Origin of the sequence: Paenibacillus xylanexedens, from assembly GCF_007680605.1 — a bacterium.
Lineage (GTDB): Bacteria > Bacillota > Bacilli > Paenibacillales > Paenibacillaceae > Paenibacillus > Paenibacillus xylanexedens_B.
The window spans coordinates 1,177,321-1,203,149 of record NZ_VEIO01000001.1; the positions used below are offsets into that span (position 1 = coordinate 1,177,321).

General features: G+C 45.4%; 20 protein-coding genes and 1 pseudogene. 16 read left to right on the forward strand and 5 right to left on the reverse strand.

Annotated features, from left to right (window positions below; translation table 11 throughout):
* Window positions 1-110 precede the first annotated feature (110 nt).
* Window positions 111-1,085 carry a sugar phosphate isomerase/epimerase family protein gene (locus FS818_RS05405; protein WP_145330295.1) on the forward strand — a complete coding sequence of 325 codons (975 nt, stop codon included), beginning with the start codon at window positions 111-113 and terminating at the stop codon, window positions 1,083-1,085.
* Window positions 1,086-1,782: 697 nt separating this feature from the next.
* Here FS818_RS05405 and FS818_RS05410 read toward each other — a convergent pair.
* A complete protein-coding gene (locus FS818_RS05410) occupies window positions 1,783-2,373 on the reverse strand; it encodes a P-loop nucleotide/nucleoside kinase family protein (protein ID WP_145330297.1) in 591 nt (196 codons plus the stop codon).
* Window positions 2,374-2,591: 218 nt separating this feature from the next.
* Here FS818_RS05410 and FS818_RS05415 point away from each other — a divergent pair, with 218 nt between their 5' ends.
* Window positions 2,592-2,927: a PadR family transcriptional regulator gene (locus FS818_RS05415; RefSeq protein WP_145330299.1), complete on the forward strand. Its 336-nt coding sequence runs from the start codon at window positions 2,592-2,594 to the stop codon at window positions 2,925-2,927.
* Window positions 2,927-4,315, forward strand: coding sequence for an FtsW/RodA/SpoVE family cell cycle protein (locus FS818_RS05420; RefSeq protein ID WP_145330301.1), 1,389 nt, complete (start codon window positions 2,927-2,929; stop codon window positions 4,313-4,315). Before FS818_RS05415 ends, FS818_RS05420 begins: the two co-directional genes overlap by 1 nt.
* A 16-nt stretch (window positions 4,316-4,331) precedes the next feature.
* Here the strand turns inward: FS818_RS05420 and FS818_RS05425 are convergent, their stop codons facing one another.
* Window positions 4,332-6,116, reverse strand: a complete 1,785-nt coding sequence (locus FS818_RS05425) for an ABC transporter substrate-binding protein (RefSeq protein WP_145330303.1) — start codon at window positions 6,114-6,116, stop codon at window positions 4,332-4,334.
* A gap of 312 nt (window positions 6,117-6,428) precedes the next feature.
* Between FS818_RS05425 and FS818_RS05430 the strand changes: the two genes are divergently transcribed.
* Together FS818_RS05430 and yidC are read left to right on the forward strand one after the other, a co-directional pair.
* Entirely contained in the window at window positions 6,429-6,779 is a 351-nt protein-coding gene (locus FS818_RS05430) for a hypothetical protein (RefSeq protein ID WP_145330305.1), read from the forward strand.
* Window positions 6,716-7,519: pseudogene (gene yidC / locus FS818_RS05435) on the forward strand (membrane protein insertase YidC); the annotation flags it as partial. The gene FS818_RS05430 and the pseudogene yidC, both read left to right, overlap by 64 nt.
* Window positions 7,520-7,770: 251 nt before the next feature.
* Here the strand turns inward: yidC and FS818_RS05440 are convergent.
* Window positions 7,771-8,910 carry a LuxR C-terminal-related transcriptional regulator gene (locus tag FS818_RS05440; protein ID WP_186375415.1) on the reverse strand — a complete coding sequence of 380 codons (1,140 nt, stop codon included), beginning with the start codon at window positions 8,908-8,910 and terminating at the stop codon, window positions 7,771-7,773.
* A 132-nt stretch (window positions 8,911-9,042) separates the two neighbouring features.
* On the opposite strand from FS818_RS05440, the gene FS818_RS05445 reads away from it, so the two are divergent.
* From FS818_RS05445 to FS818_RS05480, 8 genes are all read left to right on the forward strand, one after another.
* Window positions 9,043-9,813, forward strand: a complete 771-nt coding sequence (locus FS818_RS05445) for a class I SAM-dependent methyltransferase (RefSeq protein WP_145330311.1) — start codon at window positions 9,043-9,045, stop codon at window positions 9,811-9,813.
* Complete coding sequence (locus FS818_RS05450; protein WP_145330313.1) at window positions 9,797-10,903, forward strand: saccharopine dehydrogenase family protein; 1,107 nt, start codon at window positions 9,797-9,799, stop codon at window positions 10,901-10,903. The genes FS818_RS05445 and FS818_RS05450 overlap by 17 nt, the downstream gene beginning before the upstream one ends.
* A 119-nt stretch (window positions 10,904-11,022) precedes the next feature.
* Window positions 11,023-11,316 (forward strand): hypothetical protein, encoded by a 294-nt coding sequence (locus FS818_RS05455; protein WP_145330315.1) that lies wholly within the window; start codon window positions 11,023-11,025, stop codon window positions 11,314-11,316.
* Window positions 11,317-11,393: 77 nt separating this feature from the next.
* Window positions 11,394-12,686 carry an amidohydrolase gene (locus FS818_RS05460; protein ID WP_145330316.1) on the forward strand — a complete coding sequence of 431 codons (1,293 nt, stop codon included), beginning with the start codon at window positions 11,394-11,396 and terminating at the stop codon, window positions 12,684-12,686.
* 200 nt (window positions 12,687-12,886) lie between these two features.
* Window positions 12,887-13,951 (forward strand): dockerin type I repeat-containing protein, encoded by a 1,065-nt coding sequence (locus tag FS818_RS05465; RefSeq protein ID WP_145330318.1) that lies wholly within the window; start codon window positions 12,887-12,889, stop codon window positions 13,949-13,951.
* A gap of 80 nt (window positions 13,952-14,031) precedes the next feature.
* Window positions 14,032-15,975 carry an S-layer homology domain-containing protein gene (locus FS818_RS05470; protein WP_145330320.1) on the forward strand — a complete coding sequence of 648 codons (1,944 nt, stop codon included), beginning with the start codon at window positions 14,032-14,034 and terminating at the stop codon, window positions 15,973-15,975.
* Between the two features lie 253 nt (window positions 15,976-16,228).
* Window positions 16,229-18,064, forward strand: coding sequence for a UbiD family decarboxylase (locus FS818_RS05475; RefSeq protein WP_145330322.1), 1,836 nt, complete (start codon window positions 16,229-16,231; stop codon window positions 18,062-18,064).
* A gap of 357 nt (window positions 18,065-18,421) precedes the next feature.
* The gene (locus FS818_RS05480; RefSeq protein WP_145330324.1) at window positions 18,422-19,534 is read left to right on the forward strand and encodes an HD-GYP domain-containing protein; all 1,113 of its coding nucleotides are present in this window, start codon (window positions 18,422-18,424) and stop codon (window positions 19,532-19,534) included.
* 85 nt (window positions 19,535-19,619) lie between these two features.
* Here the strand turns inward: FS818_RS05480 and FS818_RS05485 are convergent, their stop codons facing one another.
* On the reverse strand, window positions 19,620-20,801 hold the full coding sequence (locus FS818_RS05485) for an MFS transporter (RefSeq protein ID WP_260989788.1): 1,182 nt from the start codon (window positions 20,799-20,801) through the stop codon (window positions 19,620-19,622).
* A gap of 299 nt (window positions 20,802-21,100) precedes the next feature.
* Here FS818_RS05485 and FS818_RS05490 point away from each other — a divergent pair, with 299 nt between their 5' ends.
* Window positions 21,101-21,718, forward strand: a complete 618-nt coding sequence (locus tag FS818_RS05490) for a TetR/AcrR family transcriptional regulator (protein ID WP_145330327.1) — start codon at window positions 21,101-21,103, stop codon at window positions 21,716-21,718.
* A 59-nt stretch (window positions 21,719-21,777) separates the two neighbouring features.
* Here the strand turns inward: FS818_RS05490 and FS818_RS05495 are convergent, their stop codons facing one another.
* Window positions 21,778-22,821 (reverse strand): LacI family DNA-binding transcriptional regulator, encoded by a 1,044-nt coding sequence (locus tag FS818_RS05495; RefSeq protein ID WP_145330329.1) that lies wholly within the window; start codon window positions 22,819-22,821, stop codon window positions 21,778-21,780.
* 372 nt (window positions 22,822-23,193) lie between these two features.
* Between FS818_RS05495 and FS818_RS05500 the strand changes: the two genes are divergently transcribed.
* Both FS818_RS05500 and FS818_RS05505 read left to right on the forward strand, forming a co-directional pair.
* Window positions 23,194-24,243 carry a 2,3-butanediol dehydrogenase gene (locus FS818_RS05500; protein ID WP_145330331.1) on the forward strand — a complete coding sequence of 350 codons (1,050 nt, stop codon included), beginning with the start codon at window positions 23,194-23,196 and terminating at the stop codon, window positions 24,241-24,243.
* A 172-nt stretch (window positions 24,244-24,415) separates the two neighbouring features.
* A complete protein-coding gene (locus FS818_RS05505) occupies window positions 24,416-25,729 on the forward strand; it encodes a hypothetical protein (protein WP_145330333.1) in 1,314 nt (437 codons plus the stop codon).
* The last annotated feature ends 100 nt before the right edge of the window (window positions 25,730-25,829 follow it).

The window sequence follows — 25,829 nt, forward strand, 5'->3', positions numbered from 1 at the left end:
ATGCCAGACGGTATCATAGGGTTAGGCAGAAGAATATAAGTGGACGTTTTCAGAAGGCTATTAGAAGGGCTATGGTAGGGTTAAAGTACGTAAGGAGGAGGGCAGAGTAAATGTACACAGACAAAAAAGAGTACTCTTTCTCGACATGCTGGAATATCAAGCGCCATACGACGGGCGAAGGTATGATCGAAGAGATTCTGTCGCTTGGATTCAGGCAGGTGGAGTTGAATTATAATGTGACGGATGAGCTATTAAAGACGATTGAACCGATGATTGAACGTGGGCAAGTGGGTGTATCGAGTGTGCATAACACGTTCCCGCATGTGGCCGATCCGGATTACGGAACGGATTCGGTGTTGCTTGGATTCGACGATGAGCTACGGCGTAAAAGGGCAATTGAATTGTTGCTTCGTTCTGCGGAGTATGCTCATCGCTACGGGGCAAAGGCAGTAGTTGTTCACCCGGGAGAAGTCCCGTTTGAGTATAACATTGACGAAGCTCTGAAAAAGATCTATCACGAGCAAGGCAAGGATTCACCAGCTTATCAAGCTTTGTGGCAGGAGATGCTGGAGAAGAGGCAGGCTGGAAGTGAACACTATTTGAAACGCATACAGGAAAGCCTGGAAGAGGTATGTAATCTTTCGGAGCAACGTGGATACGGTGTGAATTTCGGAATTGAAACCCGTTCACGCTGTTATCAGATGCCTACGCTACAGGAAGCAGGATCGATCATTGGTCAGATGAAGGGGGCACCGCTTGGGTTATGGTATGATATCGGCCACGGCATGATGATGGATCGGATGGGATTGTATGATAACGTGCGTGAAGCCAATGCGCTGATCGATCATGTCGTGGGGGTTCACATCCATGAAACGGTAGGGTTGTCAGATCACTGGTGTCCTTATATTCATAGTCAGGACATGACTTATTTTGATTCATTCCTGGATATCATTGATCGATCCCCAGTGAAAGTGTACGAACTGAAAGCGGCCTGCACGCCCGAGGAGATTGACGAGAGTCATAAACTCATTACGGCTCGTATTGCTGAACGGCGGGAGAAAAAGAAGCAGGCGAGTGAAGTGTGATGCAGTAGTGGAATTGGGGAAATACAAGGTACAACGAGCGTGAGAAAATAGAGAAAACACTAAAAACATTGAAAACACTAAAAACACTGAAAACACGAGGAGAACATAAACTCTCTCGTGTTTTTTGTTTACCGAGTCGAAATGAGTGTGTCAAGCAGGTTATGGGGAAGAGCAGAATGGAGAGAGTGATCAAACGGAGTGGTGATAGGAAAGGTTAACGTATCAGTCAAGAATAGCAAAAATGAGTTCTAATCCTCACCCTTAAAGTTCTAACGATCACTAGGAACCTTATTTCCTCCATCTAGACTGATAGGAAAATCTAACGATCACCAGAGAGCTTATTTCGTTGTTTCGGTGACTTTTTAGCTGTGATCGGGGCGATTTTAGGAAAATAGCGTCACCTGAGATCGTTAGAATTTTAAAACCGCCAAAAAGGTTCAAATAAGCTCTCTCAGGATCGTTAGAGATTGATTGCCTTCATACCTACCTCGCATGCTCAACGCAACTTGCAATCCCATGGTACCCGAACCAGTTCCAGTTCACCCCAATACCTGCGCCCCGAAGAAAGCTTAACCTGTAAAACCGGCATTTCACTACAGTCCAATTACAATTCAGTCAAGCTATCCTCCAATTTCCATTAAACGATGTACAGGAATTTATGGATACACCTTCCTTTTGAAAAAGTCACCCTTTCCTTTCACTCATACATCCGGCGTTCCAATTCAGCAAAGGCAATGTCAGGATCGTCACTGGAGTTGTCGATATACGCAACAGATTCGGCGGGAAGAGGCCAAGCCACTCTTTTTCGGTCAAGAGACGCACGAAATGCATCCCAGTTGGCTAGTTTCCATTCATCTAAAGGAGATTGCCTTGCCGTAATCCTTTGGTAATACAATGCTTCGTTCTGCAAATAAACGTAAGCGACTCGAACATCGGTGTCATGAAGAGACCGTCCGATGCGTGCAAGTTCCTGCTCGATCCAATCCGGTGTCTCGGTCTCTTTGGTAAAAGGACCTACAACAAGGGTATCTACACCAAGCTGCACGTTATCCAGGGCGGCGTCCATCGTGATTCGATAACCCAGATCACGGCACAGTCGTTTGTATTCCGGTGAATCCCGGTCGGATGGATCAAGCCCTTGTAACGTCATAATGGCCTCAGCGGCTGGGCGAAGCAGGATGTCCATGTCCAGAAAGGCGGCTTTGTATTTGCGCGAGAGCGCTTTGGCAAGCGTAGTTTTGCCACTTCCGGCTCCGCCAAGAAAGAAAATAAGTTTACTTTTACTCATGCGAGAAAGTCTCCTTTAATTCGTAATATCGGTCTATCTAAATCTGTAAAGATCAAAAAAATTTCTATACACAATTCAAGGCTGGATAGAGGTAGTTTAACATAAATAGATAAATGGAGTGCTGGACATAGAAGGAATTATAAGGTATCATGACACCTAGATTAACTATGCATAGATTTCCGATGCATTAGACCAGTACTTAGGAGGGAGCGTTTTGTTTGCAGATTAATAAGCAAATGATTAAAGGAAGTACAGAAACATTAATTTTAACTTTACTTCATGCACAACCCATGTATGGCTATGAGCTGATTAAGGAACTGCATCGTCAATCGGAGGGAGTGTTTATTCTCAAAGAAGGAACGTTGTATCCGATCCTACATGCGATGGAAATCGAAGGATGGGTGGAGGCTTATTGGGCAGAAGTGGAGGGCAGAAAACGGAAATATTACTCCATTCGAGAGCAAGGCATACAGGCATTACAACAGAAAAAAGCGGAATGGTCTGTATTTCGTCGTGCTGTAGATCGCGTGATCGGTGAAGGAGGTTTAGCCTGATGAATCAGAAGAAAGTGAAAGAGCAGGGGAAGCAACAAGAAAAAAAGGAACAGATTCAGAATTATCTGGATCAAATCTGTGGTCAGGTCAGGGCGAGGGAAGTACATAACGATCTTCGTGAAGAAATCGGGAATCATCTCGAAGAGATGACCTATGACAAGGAGCAGGAAGGATTTACAACGGAGGAAGCTGCCACATACGCTATTGAACAAATGGGTGATCCGGCTGATCTAGGCAAAAGAATGCACAACATTCATCGTCACCGAATGCACTGGGGATTATTGGCGGGAGTCGTGGGGATGGCTCTAATTGGCATGGTTTTGACCTGGATATATACGAATAGTCTATTAGACTTGGGAAATGAATACTCATCCGTCCATCTACTGTATACAAGTATGGGGATGTTAGCCATGTTGTTCTGCCTCTTTTTCGACTATAGGAAATGGATTAAATCTGCTTGGTGGGTATACATTCTAATGAATGTTCTCTTATGGATTACCCCGGTGATAGCAGACTCGTATGGTAGCTTGAATAGAATGCTTATATTGCCATTTGGCTTCTCAATCGATGTTACCACGTCCGCCCTTTGGATATTGCCACTCGCGATCGGCGGGATTGTCATTTCCCATTTTCGTTCGGGTCTGAACGTACAAATGATCTTTACCTATGTTGGGTTAGTAGCTTTGCCTATGGTACTTATCTATCAAATCTCGGATTGGGTCCGATTGTCGTTATTTGGGTGCATATCTTTACTACTGTTCGGATGGATTACAAGAAAGTGGCTGTATACGCTGATTACTGCGTGTTTTTGCGGAGCGGCTGCAGCCGTTCTATTACTTGTAACCGATCAATATAGTCGATTCGAAAGGTTGTCTGTGGTATTTAATCTGGATCAAGACTCTAAGGGTATGGAATTTATGAATAACGCTATTATTGATATCGTCAAAACAGCGGGATGGTGGGGAAATGGTACGAACATCCCGTTAGGATCGACTTTAAAATATCTTTATCTGAGTTATCCAGGGGTTATGCTTATAGACGTGTTTGGGTGGTCTGCCTGTGCGCTGTTTATTGTTGGCATAGTGTGGTTTGTAAAGACATTATTTAAAATACTGCCGCGTATACAAGAGAAGTTTGGTTCGATGATTGTACTGTCTGTAACGGTTACACTTGCACTTCAACTGAGTTATTCAGTTGCGATCATCACGGGAATGGTCCCAATCATGAGTATTGAATTTCCCCTTATCGGATATGGATCTCATGTGATGCTTGAATACGCCATGATCGGTTTGCTTCTTGGTGTTTATCGTCGAAAGGATACGGTTTCCTTGAGCCGTAACTACACCCGGACCCACACGGGAAAGAGTATGACGTTATCAGAAAGATGATGGACTATACCAAGGTTCACAACTCATCAGAGGGAAACCAGATGTGCCGCAGATTAACCCAGCCCTGACTGTTGAATGACATTCCGCGAACGGAAGGAAGATAAGCGGTCTCTACAGGTTTTTGGGACAAAATGAACATTAGATGTTCACGAATTAGAAATTCTTCGATGTCGAATAGTGCCTGCTTGCGCTCGCTGGTATGTGGAGATGCGGCAATAGATTGTAACCTATGTTGAACTTGCTCCTGAGATGAGGATTCGAGATGCTCAGATATTGTGGAGAACAGATCATATCTGCGTAGCTCCACGTCCCGATCTTGAATCAAGGAGAAGAGAATGAGATCAGATTCAAGCCGCCAATCGCCTTTGAATTGTTCCATGTTTCCTGTGTGTATGGTGCAATGAAAACCGGATTCTTCCAAAATCAGTGCAAGCCGCTCAGCATCGGGCCGATATTGCGGGATGGTAGCGAGGTGCAAGGCGATGGGCTCATCGTAAAAAGGGCTCTCCTGCGAAGTGGGATTATTCTCATGTTTATATTCATGATGTTGAGGCCGATTTGGTGTCCCCTTCTGTTGTGCCAGGTGAATAGAGTGTTGCAAATAGGCTCGTACAGCCGGATCGTTTAACGGTCCGGTTTTTTCTGTGTTACACGTAAGCAACTTGGTCACGGTCACACCTGAACTTGCCTGTGTCCAAGCCGTTCCCGTCGTTTTAGTCGGATTATGCACAAGGTGAAAAAAGGGAGATTCCACATTTTCGATAGATGCAGGCTTCTGATCTGAATCAAGTTCATCGAGTGGAGTCCCCCACGGAATTTGCAGAATATCCACCCGGTCAATAAGGGCTCTGCCTTGAAAATAAGCCGCATAAGCTTCAAGTCTGCACAGGTGCTGATCCCATACAGTCACTTTAAAAGGCCCCGTTCCTACCGGTTTTAGCATGGACTGTGTCGGGGCGATAGGTATGTTTGCCTGATCTTTATCCAGGTTTCGAGCAACAATGACGGCCCGGCTGGTCGTCAGAAAAGATAAAAATAATTCCTGTGGTCGCCTTAAACAGAATCGCACAGTTAATGGGTTTAACGCTTCAACCGAATGAATCTGCTTCATAACCTCACGGTACAATGTACGGCGCTCCGTAGATAACAATCGTTCAAACGAATAAACCACATTTGATGCTGTAAAGGGGCTACCGTTGTGAAAATAAACCCCTTTCCGCAAATGGAAAATCCATGTTTGTCTATCATCGGATACATCCCATGTATGCGCTAGGCAGGGCAAAATGTGTCCTCGCTCGTCTCGCTGCACAAGTCCATCGTATACGTGGCTAGTTACAAAAGACTCGGCAAGCAAATTAATATATAACGGATCGAGCGCATGAAGTTGCTGACGAACAGGCAAACGAAGCGTATCGATTTGTTCATTGTTTGTTCCAGCTTCCGTGTGGTGCCCTGAATAACCGAGCAGCCACTGGTTCAGAACATGTTGCATAGACATTGAATTGGAGAATGCACGAACTTGATCGGCAGCCTCTTGCAACTCCAGGCGATTCATCGCTTTCATCATGTACTCTGTAGCAATTTGGTCTGCTGGAGCTAGTAATGACAGAGTCGAACGCCGTCCCCGTCCCCGCTGGGCATGCCAATGAATCCAGCCCAAAGAAGCCATTTTTTTCACAATCGTTAATGTGTTGCGATGGGTACAGTCAAGGATCACAGCGAGATCTGCTAGCGTTATGGTGTGTTCAAATGCTTCTCCGAGCTGGCTGTGGAGTAGCAAGTATTGCTGATGCAGCTTCAACGGGGTTCCTCCTTAATGACATGATGTATGACGTTCCTTAGCAATCTAAAATAAGAAGTTATATCGGTCAAGATTTTTATTTTTGTTCTTATTTTATCATTTAGAATAAAACGTAGATAGATGAATGGAGCTTTTTCCCGTGATTGATAAAATAATCTCTTCATCCCATCTTTGTGATCTTGTAGCCCGGGTAGAATTGTCCAAATTAAGAACGGAATAGAGCGGAGTTTGGATTTGCCAGCAGTTCATTTATGCAAACGTGATATGTAAGTGCTATAATGTAAAAATAAACGTATGAAGGGGGTGGATCTCTTGTTTGAATTACATGAGCTATTGCCGTATATATTCTCCATTGGTCTGATTTTTACCGTCAGTTACGCCTATATTGCCCATCTTCATTGTGGTATGACGGAGTACTGGATGGAAGGTGGAGCTGGAGACGGAATTGAACCTGTCTTTCCGGCACTTGGCTTGAACTTACAGCGCAGGCCGGAAGACTGGAGCCGCATGGTCAGACGAAAAGAAGCACCGGATGAAGATGAACCAGACTGTATTTCCTTGTTGAGACTGGAATCAACCAATCAACAAGGAGGATATATATGGAACATAATGCAAACAAGAGGTTTACGCTCACATCTGGCAAGGGACGGATCTATGGCCTGATTGCGATTTTATTCGCAGTTATGCTGCTTGCCGGATGCAGTAATAATGTATCAGAGATTAATTCTTCCACGCCAGGGTTCTTTAATCATTACATCGTATTCCCACTGTCGTATCTGATTCAGCATATCGCCAGTATATTTAATGGAAGTTATGGTGTAGCGATTATCGTCATCACACTTGTCATTCGTCTCGCATTATTACCGCTCATGATGCGTCAAGCGAAGTCCCAGCAGGGAACACGGGTGATTATGAATGCGATGAAACCTGAACTGGATGCCATTAAGAAAAAATACGAGGGCAAGAACGATACGGCTAGTCGGCAGAAGTTGTCTGAAGAGACAATGGCGTTGTACAAAAAGCATAAATTCAACCCGCTGAATATTGGCTGTTTGCCATTGTTAATTCAACTCCCGATTTTATCGGGGATATACACAGCAATTCGGCTAACGCCAGAGCTGTCGTCCCATTCGTTTTTATGGTTTAAGCTTGGAGCACCTGACTATGTACTGGCCGTAGTTGTAGCGGTTATTTATCTCATTCAGGCGAAGGTGTCACAGGCAAATATGGCTCCTGAACAGCGCAAACAGTTTGCGATTATGGGCTATATCTCCCCGCTAATGATGGCATTTTTCTCGTTTTCCGCACCAGCAGCTATGCCGCTGTACTGGACGGTCGGGGGCTCGTTTTTAGTACTGCAGACACTGCTGTTCCGCAAATTGTACCCAGTAGAGCATCCTCAGGTAGCCGAAGTGACGCAAGTAAGCTCGCAAAAGCCTGATCACATCAAAGGTGCTAAAAACATGAAGAATACTAAAAATACGAATAATGCAAAAAATACGAATAATGCAAAAAATACAAAAAATGAAAAAAATGCAGGTGCTTCCAAACGTTCTGCTAAACCTGCCAAGTCGTAGTGGAGGTATAAAAATATTTAAATCAAGCAAACAAAAGGAGCGCGTCCATGGGGACACGCTCCTTTTGTTTGCTTAACCTACATTCCAGGTATCTCCGGCTCTCCGGATAACTGAAAACGGGAAACAAAATGCCAGATTAACTCCCGACGGGAGGAAACCTTTGTTTTGGCGAAGATGGACTTCAGATGATCTTGAACGGTGTAGGTTGAAATATGCATAGCCGCTGCAATTTCCTTCGAGGAAAAGCTGCGTAGTACATAGGCGAGCAATTCACGCTCCCGAGCGGATAAGGCATAACTCTCGGACAGCAGGGGGAGTAAGTCTTGAGGCATGGCCTGCTCCAGCCAAACGGCGATCTGATCCCATTTCTCTGAATGTTCTGCCGATTCGAAAGACTGCATCAAACTAGCCTGAAGCATAACATAACGACCGTCCGCCAACTGGACACAGACTTTGGACAGTGAACTGTCCGATGCTGTTGAAGCTGACGAGGCATTCTTTTGAATGGATTTCAGTAGATGAGAACTCACGGCACGGACTGGTCTCGGAAGCACATCGGATTCAACCTGCTCCAATCGGCGTAATTCGGATAACCAGTAATGTGCGGCCGGATTTTGCATTACAGGTTCGAGCGAAGGGCGTAAAATAACAATGCCCGGCTCCCGCGGACTGCCACCTTGAAGCTCTTCCATCAATAATAGATGAGTTGTCCGTAGCATAAATGCAATTGACGATGCCCAGTGTTGCATAAGCTCCCGCTCTTCTTCCGAGAATGTAGGTTTGTTCTGTTTGCGGTACAACGTGAGATAACCCCAGCAGGCGTCGTTATTTACAAACACCGTGCGAAGCTCATCCCCGAATCCGGCAGGCTGCAAAATATTCGTATAACGTGAACTTGCTCCAGGCCTTGATTGAATGGAAGCATGTAAAATGGCTGCATACTTACCGGATTGAATCAAATCGCTATATTTATGGATATCCTCTTCCATGTATTCATTAATAAACAATCGATCATGAATGGCTTCAATGCCGTCTGCCGTCACCGCGCCTGTAGAAAGAAGGGTGGAAGGATCTACGGTGGTGAAGCAATAGGCATCATATGCGATGACCAATTGTATTTGTTTGAGAACAGCTTCCCGATAGGTCCGAGAGGTCCAGTTTCCTTTTTCAAGGGAAGTAATCCGGTGGCTATTCTGTGGAGTGATCAAGCTGGTCAAATGCATAGGCTCCTTCCCGAGTACGTTAATATCCCATACTTATGGGATGGTCGTCTGTATGTATCCTTCTATAATGAAATTAGACGAATACAGAGTCAAGTCTAACTTCAAATTCAGAGGAGTGTAGCTACGATGAAAGATCATATAGATGGTACGTGGGGCGAAAAACGTAATCATGGAACGGAGTGTACACTCTCCGACAATCCTTCAGCGATGAGTTGGGAGAACGCAGACATCTATCGATATGAGCAATCGATAACTCTCAAAATTCCGGGGTATGCCCATATGCATGATCTGATGGATAAACTTCTCACAGCAACAATAGCAGATAACAACACCGATATTAAATTATTAGTTACCGGTGCTGGAGGAGGAAAGGAGATTACTTTGCTGGGTACAAAACATGCTGACTGGTTGTTGACGGGTATGGATACCTCTCAGCGGATGTTGGATTTGGCGAAAAAAAGAGTCCAAGAAGCTGGTATCTCGAATCGGGTCAAGCTTCATTCTGTGACCATTGAACAATTACCTGAGGATGACTTGTACGATGGTGCCACGAGTATGTTGATGTTGCATTTTATTCAGGGATTGGAAGCGAAAAAGTTTTTCCTGATGCATCTCGCCAGTAGGCTCAAACCCGGCGCACCTCTAATTCTTGCGTCTGTTAATGCAGATCTGGATTCTCCCGTTTATCCGGTCATGATGCAAGCTTGGCGAGAACATATGATGCAGGCGGGTGTGCTTGCCGAGGAATGGGAACGGTTTGCCGCATCGCTCGGTCAGACATCCGATCCCGTGTCTGCAGAAATTTTAGTGAAATTGCTCGCGGAATGTGGTTTTTCCCGGATAACCCGTTATTTTGGAGCATTCTGGGTGGAGGGGTACTATGCAATACGAGACTAATATACAACAAGACAACATCATGAAAGATCAGATCTGGGTCGTTGGTGGTTACGGCCAAGTGGGGCAGATGGTCTGCACTCAGCTTGCGCGTGCATTTCCCGGCAATGTGTGGGCAGCAGGTACACGTTTGGAACGTGCGGAACAATTCAGTCGCCAGACGGGTGGCGCAGTTAAGCCAATGCAACTGGATATTATGAAAAAGGTAGACCCTGCCATGTTGCGACACGTTAAACTCGTCATCATGTGTGTAGATCAGAACGATACCCGATTCGTTGAAAGCTGTGCCAAAGCCGGAACGGATTATATCGATATTTCCGCCAAGGTTGGCTTTCTGAAACAAATGGAAGGGTTGCATTCCGTAATGAAGGCCCATGGATCAACCGCAATTCTCAGCGTCGGTTTGTCACCCGGCATAACGAATCTGCTTGTGCGTGAGGCGTCGACGCAGCTGGATCAAGTGCAGGAGGCGGACATCACGGTGATGCTCGGTCTCGGGGAGAAACACGGCAAGGCGGCAATCGAATGGACGGTGGATCAGATGAATGCCAATTATGAAGTCATGCAGCGCGGGCAGCTAGTCAAAGTACAGAGCCTGAGCGGTGGTAAGTCGATTGAGTTTGGAGAGGGACTGGGACGGCATATTGCGTATCGATTCCCTTTTTCAGACCAACAGGCTGTAGCTCGAACACTTCGTATTCCCAATGTGTCAACGCGGCTGTGTCTGGATTCACGCTGGATCACGAGAGCACTTTCGATATCGAGACGAGCAGGACTACTGAAGCTGTTGCGTTTTGCCTGGCTTCGTAATCTGGCAGTTAAAGCATTTGCTTGGATTCCGGGTGGTAAGCCGATGTTTGCTGTGAAGGTAGATGTGGCTGGATGGAAAAATGGAGAGCGGGTGGGAATGGAACAGCTCTTGGTTGGCGAGAAGGAAGCAGTTCTAACAGCAGAGGTCGCTGCCGCTGTAGCCAAAAGAGTTTATACAAAGTCTCAACAGCCAGGCGTGTATCATGTGGAGCAATGTTTCTCCATACATGATATTCAAGAGGAGCTGGAATACCCGTTAAACGTGGTAACGAAGATCATCTAACCTGACGGGTAAGAGGCGCGACGGATGGCCCCAGTTCTTAAACCCGGCTTAAAGTTTTTGTCTGAAAGCTCCAATCTGCTATGATGAAACTATGGATCAAGCACGATTGGAGGAAGAGCATGGACTGTATCGCCGTATTGCCGTATTACAGAGTACAGCGGGAGGTCAATGGCCTTTCGCAGGAGATTGAGAGGAATGCACGTACCATGACGCTTTATTCGGATCGAATCGTAACCAAGTACAGGGAGTTCAGGATTACAGAAGTGTTTGATATGTCATTTCGCCGGATGGGGGATGAAGGCGGTTTTTTCTATTTGCATACGAGTACAGGGGTGTATCCTTATATGGTAGAAATTGATCCCAGACCATTTATCCGAACTTTTCATCAATTGGCAATTGCCCGGATAAAGTGATTGACCTTGCCGCTGCGTGAAGCCTTACGCTGGATTGGACACAAATTACAAGTTCCAATTCAGAGGAGTGAAAGTACATGGGTATTTTGATTCAGCAAGCAACGGTTCTAACGATGCAAGAAGCCGGAGCACCTTTTACGGGCGATATTCGTATAGAAGGGAACCAGATTGTGCAGATCGCCAGTCATATCATGCCTCAACCTGAGGACGAGGTGATCGATGCTCGAAATAAACTGGCGATGCCCGGTCTTGTGAATGCCCACCAGCATTCGCCAATGAGTCTGCTTCGAGGTTTTTCCGATGATCTGAAGCTGATGGACTGGCTGGAGCGCAAGATGCTGCCTGCTGAAGCGCGGATGACACCCGAAGATATTTATTGGGGAGCCAAACTGGGCATTGCAGAGATGATTCGTTCCGGAACAACCGCTTTTGCCGATATGTACATTCACATGAATGAGATTGCGGAAGCAGTCACTGAAACGGGCATGCGTGCATCGTTGACACGGGGAATGGTTTTTATGGAGGATGACGGAGGACGCAGGCTGCAGGAAGCGATCGATCTGGTGCAACGCTGGTCGGGGAAAGCGAATGGTCGAATCACAACGATGTATGGGCCGCACTCTCCTTATACTTGTCCGATGGAACCGCTGCGTGAAGTCATTGCGATGGCTGTTCAGGACGAGATTCCGCTGCACATTCATCTGGCAGAAACGAAGGAAGAAGTAGAGAAGATTCGTAGCCGCTATGATATGACACCCACGGAATATTTGGAGGAATCAGGTATGTTCGAGCGGGCGCATGTGCTACTGGCTCACGGAGTACATCTGAACCCTCAAGACATCAGCAGGCTGAAGGGCATGCGCGGCGGTGTCGCCCATAATCCGGTGAGCAACCTTAAGCTCGGTTGTGGCATAGCTCCGGTTGAGGCGATGATTGCCGAAGGGATCACGGTAGGAATCGGCACAGATGGAGCAGGCAGCGCAACAACACTGGATATGTTCGAAGAAATCAAGGCTGCATGCTGGCTGCAAAAGCTGGAATACGGTGATCCGACCCGGCTTCCAGCACGTCAAGTGCTTGATATGGCAACCCGTGGGAGCGCAAAATTGTTAACCCTGCAAAATGAAGTGGGGATGCTTGCACCTGGATACAAAGCGGATCTCATTCTGATTGACCTTGCCAAACCTCACCTGCAGCCCATTCATAATGTAGAGTCGCTGTTGGCCTACAGCGTGAATGGGGCGGATGTGCACACCACCATTGTAGATGGGCAGATCCTGATGCAGGACAGAAAGTTGCTTACCATAGATGAGGATGAGTTATATCGTGAAGTAAGCACTCGCGCGAAGCGAATTGTGGAAGGCGTCTAAAAATATTTTTTTCGAAAATTAAATGGAATATGGAAATTTTTTGATGATTAAAACGCTATGGGAGCTTATCCCATGGCGTTTTTTGTCGAATATTAACTGGTAATAGTTCTATGGGCCTGTTCAGAATCCGTTCAGAATAGGTCGTTATACTTGCTATGTATCTATATTAAAAATCAGATAAACACGAGGAGGAACATGAATTGAAGGGGAAAAATAAACACAATAAATTAAAGCCGATCATGAGAAAAAGCATGTTGGCCGCACTCGGTCTTGGCATAGCTTTGCCGGTAGCTGGTTCACTTCCTCAGGTTCAAGCAGGTGCTATTGGACCAACTTTTGAGATTTCAAGACCTGTACTTAATGAAGGCATTTCTTGGATGAGTGTTTCATCAAACCCGTCTAACTCATCAAGCCCCTGGCCTTCTAGAGTTACTGCACCAATTACGGTTGAAGAAAATAATTTTATTACGATTGATTTGAGCAATCATTTTCCATCAGACCAATTTAGTTTAATAAGTGCGCAGTCCAGCAATGATGATATCGCTAGTGTAGATGTATCGCGTGATCATTCGAAATATACATTGGTTGTTGTTCCCTTTGCCAAGGGCGTGATCAATATTAAATTAACAGCACAATACAAAGCATCGCAAGACCCGAATTCCCAATTAGAAACGGTTGAGGACAACATCGAGCTGCATATCAGCAAAAAAGGTGATTTCAATAATGACGGTTATGTGGATTCTGCCGATGCGGTTGAATTATTAAGTTACCTTCGTACCCGGTCCTTCTTGTCCAACCGGGCAATAAATAGAGCAGATATCGACCGCAACGGTACACCAGAAATGGTCCAGGACATGAAAGCTTTCATGCAGGGGTATATTGAGGGGTCGCTCGGTGCGAAGAATAACAGCTATGTGCTGACGTTCAAGCAAGTGGATGATGCTCCTTATGCGTTCAATGGCAAGTTAAATGGAACGATGCAACTCGGACAAACGATTACTGGATCATTTACACAATTAGATGTAGATGATGATTCCGTAGCTACTGCCAAATATCAATGGTATACGGCTGCAGATGTGAACGGAACAGACGAACTAGCGATTGAGCAACCCAATTCTCCTCAATATACGATTCAAAATGCTGACGTGGGTAGATATCTCATCCTTAAAATAACACCAGTATCCAATTCGAGTCAGTATCCTGAAGGAAAGACCATCGTTATTCGTGGAATGCAAGCAATGGAGGGACCACCTCCCCCACCTTGATCATAATTTAATAATTCTATTTATCTGAAGAATTAATCATTGAGTCTCAAACATTTGAATTATGACATGGAGGTTATACCATGCTTCAACCGAAAAACAAACGTGCAAAAGTGAAAAAAACGATGTCAGGCCTGATCATGTTAACATTATTATCTTCGCTTATCTTACCAGGTGTGGCTGGGGCCATACCGGCTGTCAAATCTCAAATCGAGTTCAGCAATGTTAGTGTGCAAGCAGGTCAATCCGTTAAGGTACCTGTCAAATTGACACAGAATGAGTACCCGATTAACGCTTATAATATGCAGATTGATTATGATAAATCGACGTTGGAAGTGGTGCGTATTACACCAGCCGCGTCAGGAAATATAACCTCTTCTGCAACGGAGGAAGGTGTGCCTGACTTCCAATACCAAATTAATAACGCCGAAGGCTGGGTACGCATCATCTGGGTGAATTCGAAAGACCTTTCTCAAGTAGAGGATACAGGGCTGATTGATGCAGATCAGGCATTATTCGAGATGGAGATTAAAGCGAAAAGCAATGCCGCTTCAGGAACGACAAAACTCACTGTTGATCAGAACGATAAAGAACACTGGCGCTTCAATAATCTGGAGTACAGTCCGCCTGCCCTATTAACAGGTGGAACCATTACGATTACAGCAGCTAGTTCAGGTGGTAACTCCAGTTCGCCTTCAACGGGTTCATCAGGTGGCGGAGGATCATCCCCTGCACCATCTGTGCCAACCACATCTTCCACTCCAGCGCCAACTAAAGGCGTAGACATTTACGTGAATGGACAGAAGCAGGAGCAGTCTGCAACGGCATCAATCTCCACGATTGATAATAAAGTGACTACAACGATTCAAGTGGATAACAACAAAGTGATCAATCAGGTGGGGAACGGACTTCGTACACTGTTACTTCCCGTTACAGGCACGGGTACTAATTCGGTTGTCGGTGAACTGAATGGCAGGCTCGTGAAGACGATGGAAGGCAGCAATGCCCAAGTTGTTATTCAAACGGATACAGGAACGTATACCCTTCCAGCCAATCAAATCAAGGTAGATCAGGTGGTTAGACAACTTGGCGGCTCAGCATCTTTGGAAGATGTTAAGTTTCAGATTGCGATTACACCAAGCAATGATGCAAAGAAAGCAGCGATTGCGGCGGCGGCAAGCAAAATGAATAATACAACGGTGATCGCGGCTCCGGTTGATTTTGAAGTGAAAGCCGTTTACAAAGGTCAGCAGGTGGATGTGAATCGCTTCAATGCTTATGTAGAGCGCACGATCACTTTGCCTAAAGACACCGACGGCTCCAAAATCACCACAGGTGTCGTTCTTCAAGCGGACGGTACAATGCTACATGTGCCAACCAAAGTAATCAAAGGAACAACCAATGATGCCGCGGTAATTAACAGCTTGACAAACAGTACGTATGCGTTGATCTACCACCCGGCAACGTTCACGGATGTCTCCAATCACTGGAGTCGCACGGATGTTGAGGATCTGGCTTCGCGTCTAGTTGTGGAAGGTGCAGGAGATAATACATTTGCACCGGATCGTAGCATTACGCGCGCAGAGTTCACAGCCGTATTACTCAGAGGTCTTGGTCTGCATTCTCCTGAAAGTGCCGTAACGACAACATTTACAGACGTGAACGCAGATAGCTGGTATGAAAATGAAGTGCAAACCGCAATTTCCTATGGACTGATCTCCGGTTACACGGATAACAGCTTCCGTCCGAACGACGAAATATCCCGTGCCGAAGCGATGACCATCGTTGCGCGTGCCATGAAACTGGTAGACTTGGCTAAAGCGGATGCTTCCGAGACGGCGAATTTGCTTGGTGCGTATAGTGATAGTGGCCAAGTACAAGCATGGGCTGCAGAGTCTGTAGCCTCAGCAATTAAGCAAGGTCTGGTTCAAGGCGCTGACGGGAAACTGATGGCAGATGCAGACATTAGCCGTGCTCAGACGGCAGCTATTGTGAAACGTTTGCTCGCTAAAGCCGGATTGATCTAACTTATTTTTAAATGATTGTTCAGTAAAATGTATTTCCTAACCACAATAGAACACCTGCCTCTCGTTTAACGTTATCGTTGAATGGAAGACAGGTGTTTTTTATTTCAAACGAAAGCTTTGTTTAGAGACGGATCATTTGATAAAATAGAAGGGACGCCTCAGCACACTTTCTAATAGAAAAGCATCTCACGCGTCTATGTGAATATATGAACATAATCTAGCGATTTTATAATACACAGAATGGAGCCATCCGATGAAATATCGCAATATGGAAGATTGTATAAACGATCTGGAGCAACATGGTCATCTGATCAGGGTTAAGGAAGAGGTTGATCCGAATCTGGAGATGGCTGCGATTCATATGAAGGTGCACGAGGCTAAGGGCCCGGCGCTGTTATTTGAAAATGTAAAAGGTTCCAAATTCAAAGCCGTATCGAATCTATTCGGCACCGTTGAACGCAGTAAGTTCATGTTCCGCGAGACACTGGAAGGTGTACAGCGCGTTATGGATGTGCGGGACGACCCTATGAAGGCACTTAAGACGCCATTTAAGCATATTCAAACAGGACTTGCCGCCTGGCAGGCATTGCCAAAGCAAAAATCTATCAGCCTTCCGGTATCGGCGCAGGAAATCCAGATTTCTGATCTGCCGCTCATCAAACACTGGCCGATGGATGGAGGCGCGTTTGTCACTTTGCCTCAAGTGTATTCGGAAGACCCGGACAAACCGGGCATTATGAATTCCAATCTAGGCATGTATCGTGTGCAGCTTAGTGGCAACGACTATGAAATGAATAAAGAAATTGGATTACATTATCAAATTCATCGTGGAATCGGAATTCATCAGGCCAAGGCTGTGAAAAAAGGCGAACCGCTGAAAGTTAGCATTTTCATCGGCGGCCCGCCAGCACATACGTTATCAGCAGTCATGCCGCTGCCAGAAGGTTTAAGTGAGATGACCTTTGCCGGCCTGCTTGCCGGACGCCGCTTCAGATATAGCTATAAGGATGGGTACTGCATTAGCAATGACGCGGATTTTGTCATTACGGGGGACATTTATCCTGGTGAGACCAAGCCGGAAGGTCCTTTTGGGGACCATTTGGGTTACTATAGCCTGACTCACGAATTTCCGCTTATGCGTGTTCATAAAGTATATGCTAAACCGAACGCGATCTGGCCATTTACGGTTGTAGGACGTCCGCCGCAAGAAGATACGGCATTTGGCGATCTTATTCATGAAATTACTGGAGATGCCATCAAGCAGGAAATTCCGGGTGTGAAAGAGGTTCATGCCGTGGATGCCGCAGGGGTCCATCCTTTGTTATTTGCTATCGGTAGTGAGCGTTATACGCCTTATACGGATGTGAAGCAACCAACCGAATTGTTGACGATTGCCAATCGGATTTTGGGAACAGGGCAACTCAGCTTGGCGAAGTACCTGTTTATTACGGCTGAGGAACAGCAATCGCTGGATACGCATAAAGAGGTTGAATTCCTCACCTATATTTTGGAACGGATGGATCTTCAAAGGGATATTCATTTTCATACGCATACCACGATTGATACACTCGACTATTCAGGTACGGGGCTCAACAGCGGTAGCAAGGTGGTTATGGCCGCTTACGGAGACAAGATTCGCGAACTGTGCAAAGACGTGCCGGAATCGCTGAATAATATTCGCGGTTACGAAAATCCGCAACTGATCATGCCGGGCATGGTTTCCATCCAGACATCTGCCTTCACTACGTATGAAGATACTGCGCGGGAGATGAGAGAGCTTACAGATCTTCTGCAAGAGCGTGGGGGACTGGAATCATGCCCGCTGATTATCGTGTGTGATGACAGCTCGTTCCTGAGTGCAAACCTCAGTAACTTCTTATGGGCTACGTTTACGCGCAGCAACCCGTCACATGACATGTACGGAGTGAACAGCAGTTATAATCACAAGCACTGGGGCTGTGACCAGCTCATTATCGATGCACGGGTGAAACCGCATCAGGCGCCGCCGCTCATTCCCGATGCATCGGTGGAGAAGGGCATTGAACGTTTTTTCGTAAAAGGTGCAAGTCTGGAATCCATTAAACTCTAAGACATGGTTCGAACGGCTGAACGTTCTCGAATAGTAAGTCAAGTTGTAGTGAATCGCTCATGAATCTGGAGTCCAAACCATGTGTTGGGACTCCTTTTTCATTAAGTTAGTTTCGTTTCATTCGCTTGGAACACGTGAAAAAGTTATTAAATCTCGCATACACGAAATTAAAAACCGGGATAATATCTTATGGCCTATGAGGATAAAGTCTTAGACGTTCATTTTTGTCCATATGATTAAGGTCATTTGGACTATGTAGAAAATGTTGGATTCAAACGATATAAGATGTATAAGTATGTCTCGGCCCCGTTGATCCGGGGTTGTTAACTATAATCATTTGTTCAGGGGGAGTTCCGATTGAGAATCCATATTATGAACCTGCAAGACGGGGACCGTCTGACAGCGGATACGTTTAGCGATGCAGGACTGCACATTCTCGGAAAGGGGACTGTCATTCGAAGCGAGGATATTACCTTGCTTATGCAGCATCGGGTAGATTACGTAGACATTGAATTGCGTGAAGAAGGAATTACCGAAGCAGAGTTTTTCGCAGCTTCCATGAAACACGCATCAGAATCCAGAAGTAACAGTAGTTCTAGCGGGACAAGCACGGGTGAACAACCTCCTGAAGAAGAGATGAAATCCCAATTTCTTCAGACTGTACATAATTATCAGAATGCGTTTCTGGAAGCGCTGACGGTAGGCAAATTTAATGCGACAATGGTAGATGATGCCCTGCAGCCTATGGTGGATGGACTTGATGAGCAGAAGGACGTTGTACATCTCCTGATGATGCTGGAACGTGATGACGTTAACAATTACACTCATTCCATACAGGTAGGTCTGTTGTCATTCTATATTGCGAGCTGGCTAGGTTATTCGCAGGAAGAATGTTACAAGATCAGTCGGGGCGGGTACTTGCACGATATCGGCAAGTGTAAGGTTTCACTCCGAATTCGAAACAAAACAGAACCATTGACGGCAGAAGAGCAACTCGAATTGCAGCGGCATACGATTTACGGGCATGAAATCATTAAAAGTTCCATGACAGATGAAGCTACGGCTTTGGTTGCTTTACAGCATCATGAGCGTGAAGACGGGTCAGGGTATCCAATGCAACTTGGAAAAGGTGAGATTCATCCGTATACTCAAATTGTGTCTGTAGCTGATATCTATATTGGTATGCGGACAGGTAAACATGGAGCAAGCAATCCGAACCTGATTAACAATCTCAGAGATATCTATAGCATGGGATTTGGAAAATTGAATGAAAAGGCGGTCCAAGCGCTAATGCAGCATTTGCTGCCTAACTTTATTGGCAAACAGGTGCTGCTAAGTAATGGAGAGAAGGGTGTTATTGTCATGAACAATGCGTCCGATATTTTCAAACCGCTGATTAAAGTGGAATCGGAACAGTATCGTGATCTGTCCAAAGAGCGTACTCTTTCCATTAATGAATTGCTGATTTAATGCCGCAAAAAAGAAAACAGTCAAAACGAGCTTCTTGTCATTGGATGAGAAGCTCGTTTTTTTAATGAAACAATTTCAACTGTTGCTAGCGATCATGCCTCGTTAAAACAAACCGTTCCGACAGACGATCCACGATCCATACCAGCAAAGCCGTGATACTGACGCCTGCACCTAACAAACATACTCCCCTCCAGCCTGACCAGACATACACTTGTGTAGAAATAATGGAACCGGCTGCACTGCCGATGGAATAGAAGATCATATACGATGCAGTTAATCGGCTTTGAGCTTCCGGACGGACTCGATAAATCAGACTTTGATTGGTTACATGTATAGCTTGCACAGCAAGATCAAGCAGGATCATACCCACAACCAGAAACCATAATGAAGTATGTATCAAGCTGATAGGAATCCAGGACAACGCTAAAATGATGAGAGAAATGCCGGTTGTTTTCTGCCCAGAGCCGTGATCAGCTTGTTTGCCCGCTTTGGCGGCAGCAAGTGCTCCAGCAAGGCCTGCAAAGCCGAAAGCACCTATAGCAACGTGGGATAACGATATTGGGGGCGCACTGAGTGGTAACACGATGGCAGTCCACAATATGCTGAAGGCCATAAAAATGAACATGGCTAGTATCCCGCGGATTCGAAGTACATGTAACTCTCTATATAGTCGCAGGGTGGAAGCGAGCAATTGTATATAGCCCAGCTTGGATTGTGTGAACGAGCGTTGAGGGAGCATACGCCCCAGCACAAATACACTGATCAGAGTGAGACTGGCTGAAAATAAATATACAGATCTCCAGCCCAGCCAGTCATTCATCAAACCGGCTACAGATCGTGCAAGCAAGATACCGATGACAATTCCACTGGTTACCCGGCCTACGATGCTACCTCGCTGCGAGTCGGTTGACAAATGAGCCGCATAAGCAACAAAGGTTTGAGTGATAACGGCTAATAACCCAACCATTGCAATAGCTGCGAATAAAATGGATGATGAAGCAGAAGTACCTGCAACAATTAAAGCGAATGCGGATAAAATCATCTGGATTAGAATCAGTTTACGGCGGTTGACGAGGTCTCCCAGTGGAACAAGCAGTAAGAGGCCAAGCGCGTAACAAATCTGGGTAATGGTAATCACGAGACCAATGGTTGCAGTGGATAGATGGAAATCGAGTGCGATGGAATCCAATAAAGGTTGCGCATAGTAAATATTCGCTACGGATAGACCGCTACACACGGCAAATACCCATGCCAATGCTCCTGTCATGCTCTGTTTTGTAAAAGATTCCTTGTTTGCATGTTGGATAGAATGTTGCATTTGTGTCGGATTCCTTTCTTACTTTTTATTTTATACTGATCGGTATTTTATTTATGGGATTAACCATATATTTTATCTTTCTGAATGTCAATAGGGCGCTGATTAGAAAAGAGGTAATGTTTATTAAGTCATTGGAATGCCGCGTAATTTGAGCAAAAGTTTTAGCTGATGATATAAATACATTTTGACTTTTCGAATCGTTGCGTTAGTATATAACTATACTGTTCGATAAATAATGGAGGGGTATTGTGGTTAGAAAGCGAGAGTTTAATACAGAAGAAGCACTGGATGCTGCTATGCATGTATTTTGGCTTAAAGGGTTCGAGGCAACCTCACTAACGGATCTGACAACGGCAATGGGGATTCAGCGTCCCAGTTTGTATGCAGCCTTTGGAGATAAAATGGAGTTGTTTGAACTTGTGCTTCGTAGATATACCACTTTACATGCCGCGCAGATTAGAGCATTACTGGGTCATGGAGAGTCTGTCAGAGAAGCTTTTCGCGCTGTTTTTGACTGGATTACATCAGAGGAGAAGAAAGTTACTGCCAGTCAAGGTTGTTTTTGTATCAACACCATGGTTGAACTGGCTCCCCATGATCCCAAGTTTGCTGTGTTAACACGTGAGCATCAGATGTATTTAGCGGTCATTTTCAGAGAAACACTCGAAAAAGGTCGACAGAATGGAGAGTTACCAGAGGAGTTAAACGCTGGACTTGTGGCACAAAGTTTAGTTGTTTCGATGATCGGGTTAACCGTGCTAATGAAGGCGGCACCGGATCGTTCGTTCATCGAGCAAAGTATTCAGGCAACGTTATCTGTATTGAATAACAGCGATCATAGAAACGAGCCTCTTATTTTAAAATAAGAAGCTCGTTTTTTGAACGGATATTGCGATAATTGTGTACAGATCGGTTTGTGTTTTTTTTAGGAATGGATATTGTTTATCGCGTTTGACGAGCGAATCATAGCTACACTGGACTCGCGGACAATCAACCGCGGTTCGAACTGGATATGTTCGTAATCCGAAGTACTCATCTCACGAATCCGTTTAAGCAATAACTCCGTTGCAAGCCGAGCGACCTCCTCACCCATGATGGAGACGGAACTGATCTGAGGCGACGACACCGTTGTCCATTGATTGTTATCCACGCCCACCACAGCTACATCCTCGGGTACCCGTACACCTAACTCTTTAAAGCGGTTCACAAGTCCAATGGCAACCATATCATTAATTGCATAGACCGCATCCGGCATATGGGTCAAACCGTAGAAGTAATCCGCGGCACTCGCTCCCGTAGCAAGAGAGAAGTCTTCACCGAAGTAAACAAGGGAAATATCCACATGACCGACAGCTTGCTCGTAGGCGCGATAGCGCTCCTCAATAATATCTTTGGGGGCTCCGGCATAAGCAATCCGGGTTCTTCCGATTTTAAACAGATGCTCCATAACCAGTTTTCCCTCAGGTTGCGACAAGGAGACGATGTCTGCTTGAATGCCAGGCTCCAATTTTTTTCCGTAGTTAATAATGGAGATTGGAAGAGGTGCTTTGTCAATGAGTCCGGGCAGTGTTTTTGGATAGGCAAGCGGCATGAAAATAAGACCATCAACGTGTAATTTCTTCACATTACGTATCGTCTCAAGCTCCGTTCTGGCATTGCCAGCTGTGTTAATCTGCACAACATGGTACCCGTGCTGCTTCGCGGTCTGCTCAACGGACCAGGAGATTTCGGGAATGATGGCGTTACGGATATCCGGAACAACAAGTGCAATCTGATGCGTTTGTCTGATTTTGAGACTCTGTGCAGAGGTGTTTGGCACAAAGCCCAAATCTTCTATGGCACGCATAACCTTTTCTCGTGTTACACTGCTGATTCCATCCGAATTGTTGATAGCCCGCGATACGGTAGCAATTCCTACACCAGCGCGTTCAGCGACATCCTTAATCGTGATTTTTTGCTCTTTACTCACTTTATCATTGACCTCACTTCATCGGAAACGATTCCGTATTTTAGGCTTATGTATGTATTGCAAAGTATGCATATAACTTGATTATACCATTGCAACATCATAGTAGCCCGTCAACAAACAGAAATGGATGTAAATTTATGCATCTTTATGTTTAATTTCCTAATTTATGATTAGAAATAAACGAAATCTTAGAATGATCATCGTGTTTATTTCCTTTATTAGCGTAAAACTGCAGATTAATTGACGAATTTACTCACGAGATCGACATATTTATGGAGAAAGATGTTTGACAGGCTATCTCTAATGTGACATATTTAATTTACGGAAACGTTTCCGATATTATACGAATTAATCATTTGGGAGATGAATGGAATGAAAGCATTGCGTTGGCACGGTGTCAAAGATCTTCGTCTGGAACATATTTCTGAACCTCAGATTGAACAGGGTAAAGTGAAAATAAAAGTGGAATGGTGCGGGATCTGTGGCAGCGATCTACATGAATACACAGCTGGACCGATTTTTATACCAGCTCAGGCTCCGCATCCGCTAACAGGGGAAAAAGCACCTGTGGTTATGGGACATGAGTTTTCGGGACAAGTGGTTGAAGTGGGCGAAGGGGTGACTCGTTTTCAGGCAGGTGATCGTGTGGTTGTAGAGCCCATTTATGCATGCGGTCATTGCGAAGCTTGTAAACAGGGCAGGTACAATTTATGTGACAAGATGGGATTTTTAGGTCTGGCCGGGGGCGGAGGGGGATTCTCCGAGTATGTGACAGCAGACGAGAAGATGGTTCATGCCATTCCGGATTCCATATCTTATGAGCAGGGTGCTCTTGTTGAACCTTCCGCAGTAGCTCTGCACGCTGTTCGCCAGAGTAAACTGAACGTTGGGGATACGGCAGCGGTATTTGGTGCAGGACCGATTGGACTTCTGGTTATTGAAGCGCTCAAGGCATCCGGGGCATCCGATATTTATGTTGTGGAACTGTCGCCGGAGCGTAAAGCAAAGGCGAAAGAGCTGGGTGCCATTGTGATTGACCCGACCGAGGTTCAAGTGGTTGAAGAGATTCACCGGCTTACGCAAGGGGGAGTCGATGTAGCCTACGAAGTAACAGGTGTGCCTCGTGTGCTGCAACAAGCGATTGACTCAACACGTATTGGTGGTGAACTGATGATTGTAAGTATTTTTGAACAAGAAGCGCCAATGCAGCCGAACTCCATTGTGATGAAAGAGCGCACAATAAACGGAATCATCGGTTATCGCGATGTGTTCCCGGCAGTCATCCGTTTGATGGAGAAAGGGTTTTTCCCGGCCGACAAGCTGGTGACCAAACGAATTGTGCTGGATGAGGTTGTAGAACACGGTTTTGAAGCGTTGCTTAAAGAAAAAAATCAGGTGAAAATTTTGGTCAAGGCAGAATAGTCCTTCAATTCTTATAGTAGACCTCTTATCTTCGGATACGAGCGTCTACTTTTTTTGCTGAAAAGGGCGAAATTTGTTGCAGTGTAAGCACCATTTACATACTATAAAAAGATACAATTTGTATCTTTTTTTGAACGTATGAAAAGTGATTATGTTGAAGGAGGATGCGGATATGCAAAAGAAAGTAACCTGGGCAGCAATCGGGCTGGCTCTTGTCGCCGGAGCGGGCTGGATGCTCATGGGAAACGCCAAACCCAAGACGAACACCCCTGCACTAAGACCTGCGGCTACAGAGCGTGAGAATGTCCAGGTGTCCAATGCCCCGATTCAGTCAGCTGATGTGACGAGCAAGCTGGAATTGTTAGGAAGGGCTTTTAACAAATCGCCTTATGCCAACAACGTATGGGACATGCAACGATACAACGGGAAAATCTATCTGGGCCATGGAAATAGCAGCAATACGGGGCCTGCACAAAATGCGGGGCCGATCCCTGTCGTGTACTATGATGCAACGAATGCCAAGTTTGAGACGCAGGCGGTGACGAACAGTAATCCGAGCATTATACCCTCAACAAAAATGTACGTGGACGAAGAGCAGATTGATCTCTATAAGGTGTTAAATGGAAAACTGTATATCCCTGGTCATGATTCCGATGGTGAAAGCTGGGACTTTGGCAACTTTTACCGCTTGCACGAAGGGACGTGGACCAAATATCGCAATCTGCCCAAGGGCGTTCATGTCTATGATCTCGCATATTATCAAGGCAAGCTGTTTGCTGCACTTGGCACAGAAACCAAACCAACCGTCTTAATCTCACATAATGATGGGCAAAGTTGGCAGCAGTTTGGAACGATCAACACATTTGGCTTTAGAGCATATACGCTATTCGAAATCCAGGGGAAATTGTATGCCTCCGGAATGATGTACCCCGCCAATAAAATATGGAATGACAAAACGAATATACTGGAGATTAATGAACGTTTGGAAAAGAGAGACGTAGCTATCTACGGTAACAAAATGTTACCCGGGTTGACCTATCAACAAGGTACAGTTCCGTACAATAAAATCGGTAAAAATATTAATTTTAACAATAAGCTGGTGTATATTGCTGGTGGTGTCTTCAATGATAGTCAACTGTTGCCTAAGTCATTGAATGTGATGACGGATATCAATCAGGCGAGACGTGTCAGTCTGGCAGATGCGAATGCGTTACCAACAGACTTGCTTGTGCGTGATGATAAAGTTTATGTGTTAACGTATACTCGCAAGCAGGCCAATGTCTACGTGAGCAGGGTCTATCAAACCAATGATCTGACAACATGGAATGAAATTTTGCGCTTTACACAGGACACTTATGCCAAGTCATTTGAGGAGCTTGATGGTGATTTTTATTTTGGATTGGGTACAGACCCGGACGTCCTATCGCCCTCATCTGGAAAAATATTACGAGTGAATCGAGTGGATATTCCTGTGAATTCAAATTAAAATATAAGGAAGATTATGGATTATATACTATGCTGCATCCACATTGTTGGTGACCCGGCGATGTGCTGATGATATTCATTGTGTAGAACAATCTGCGGCA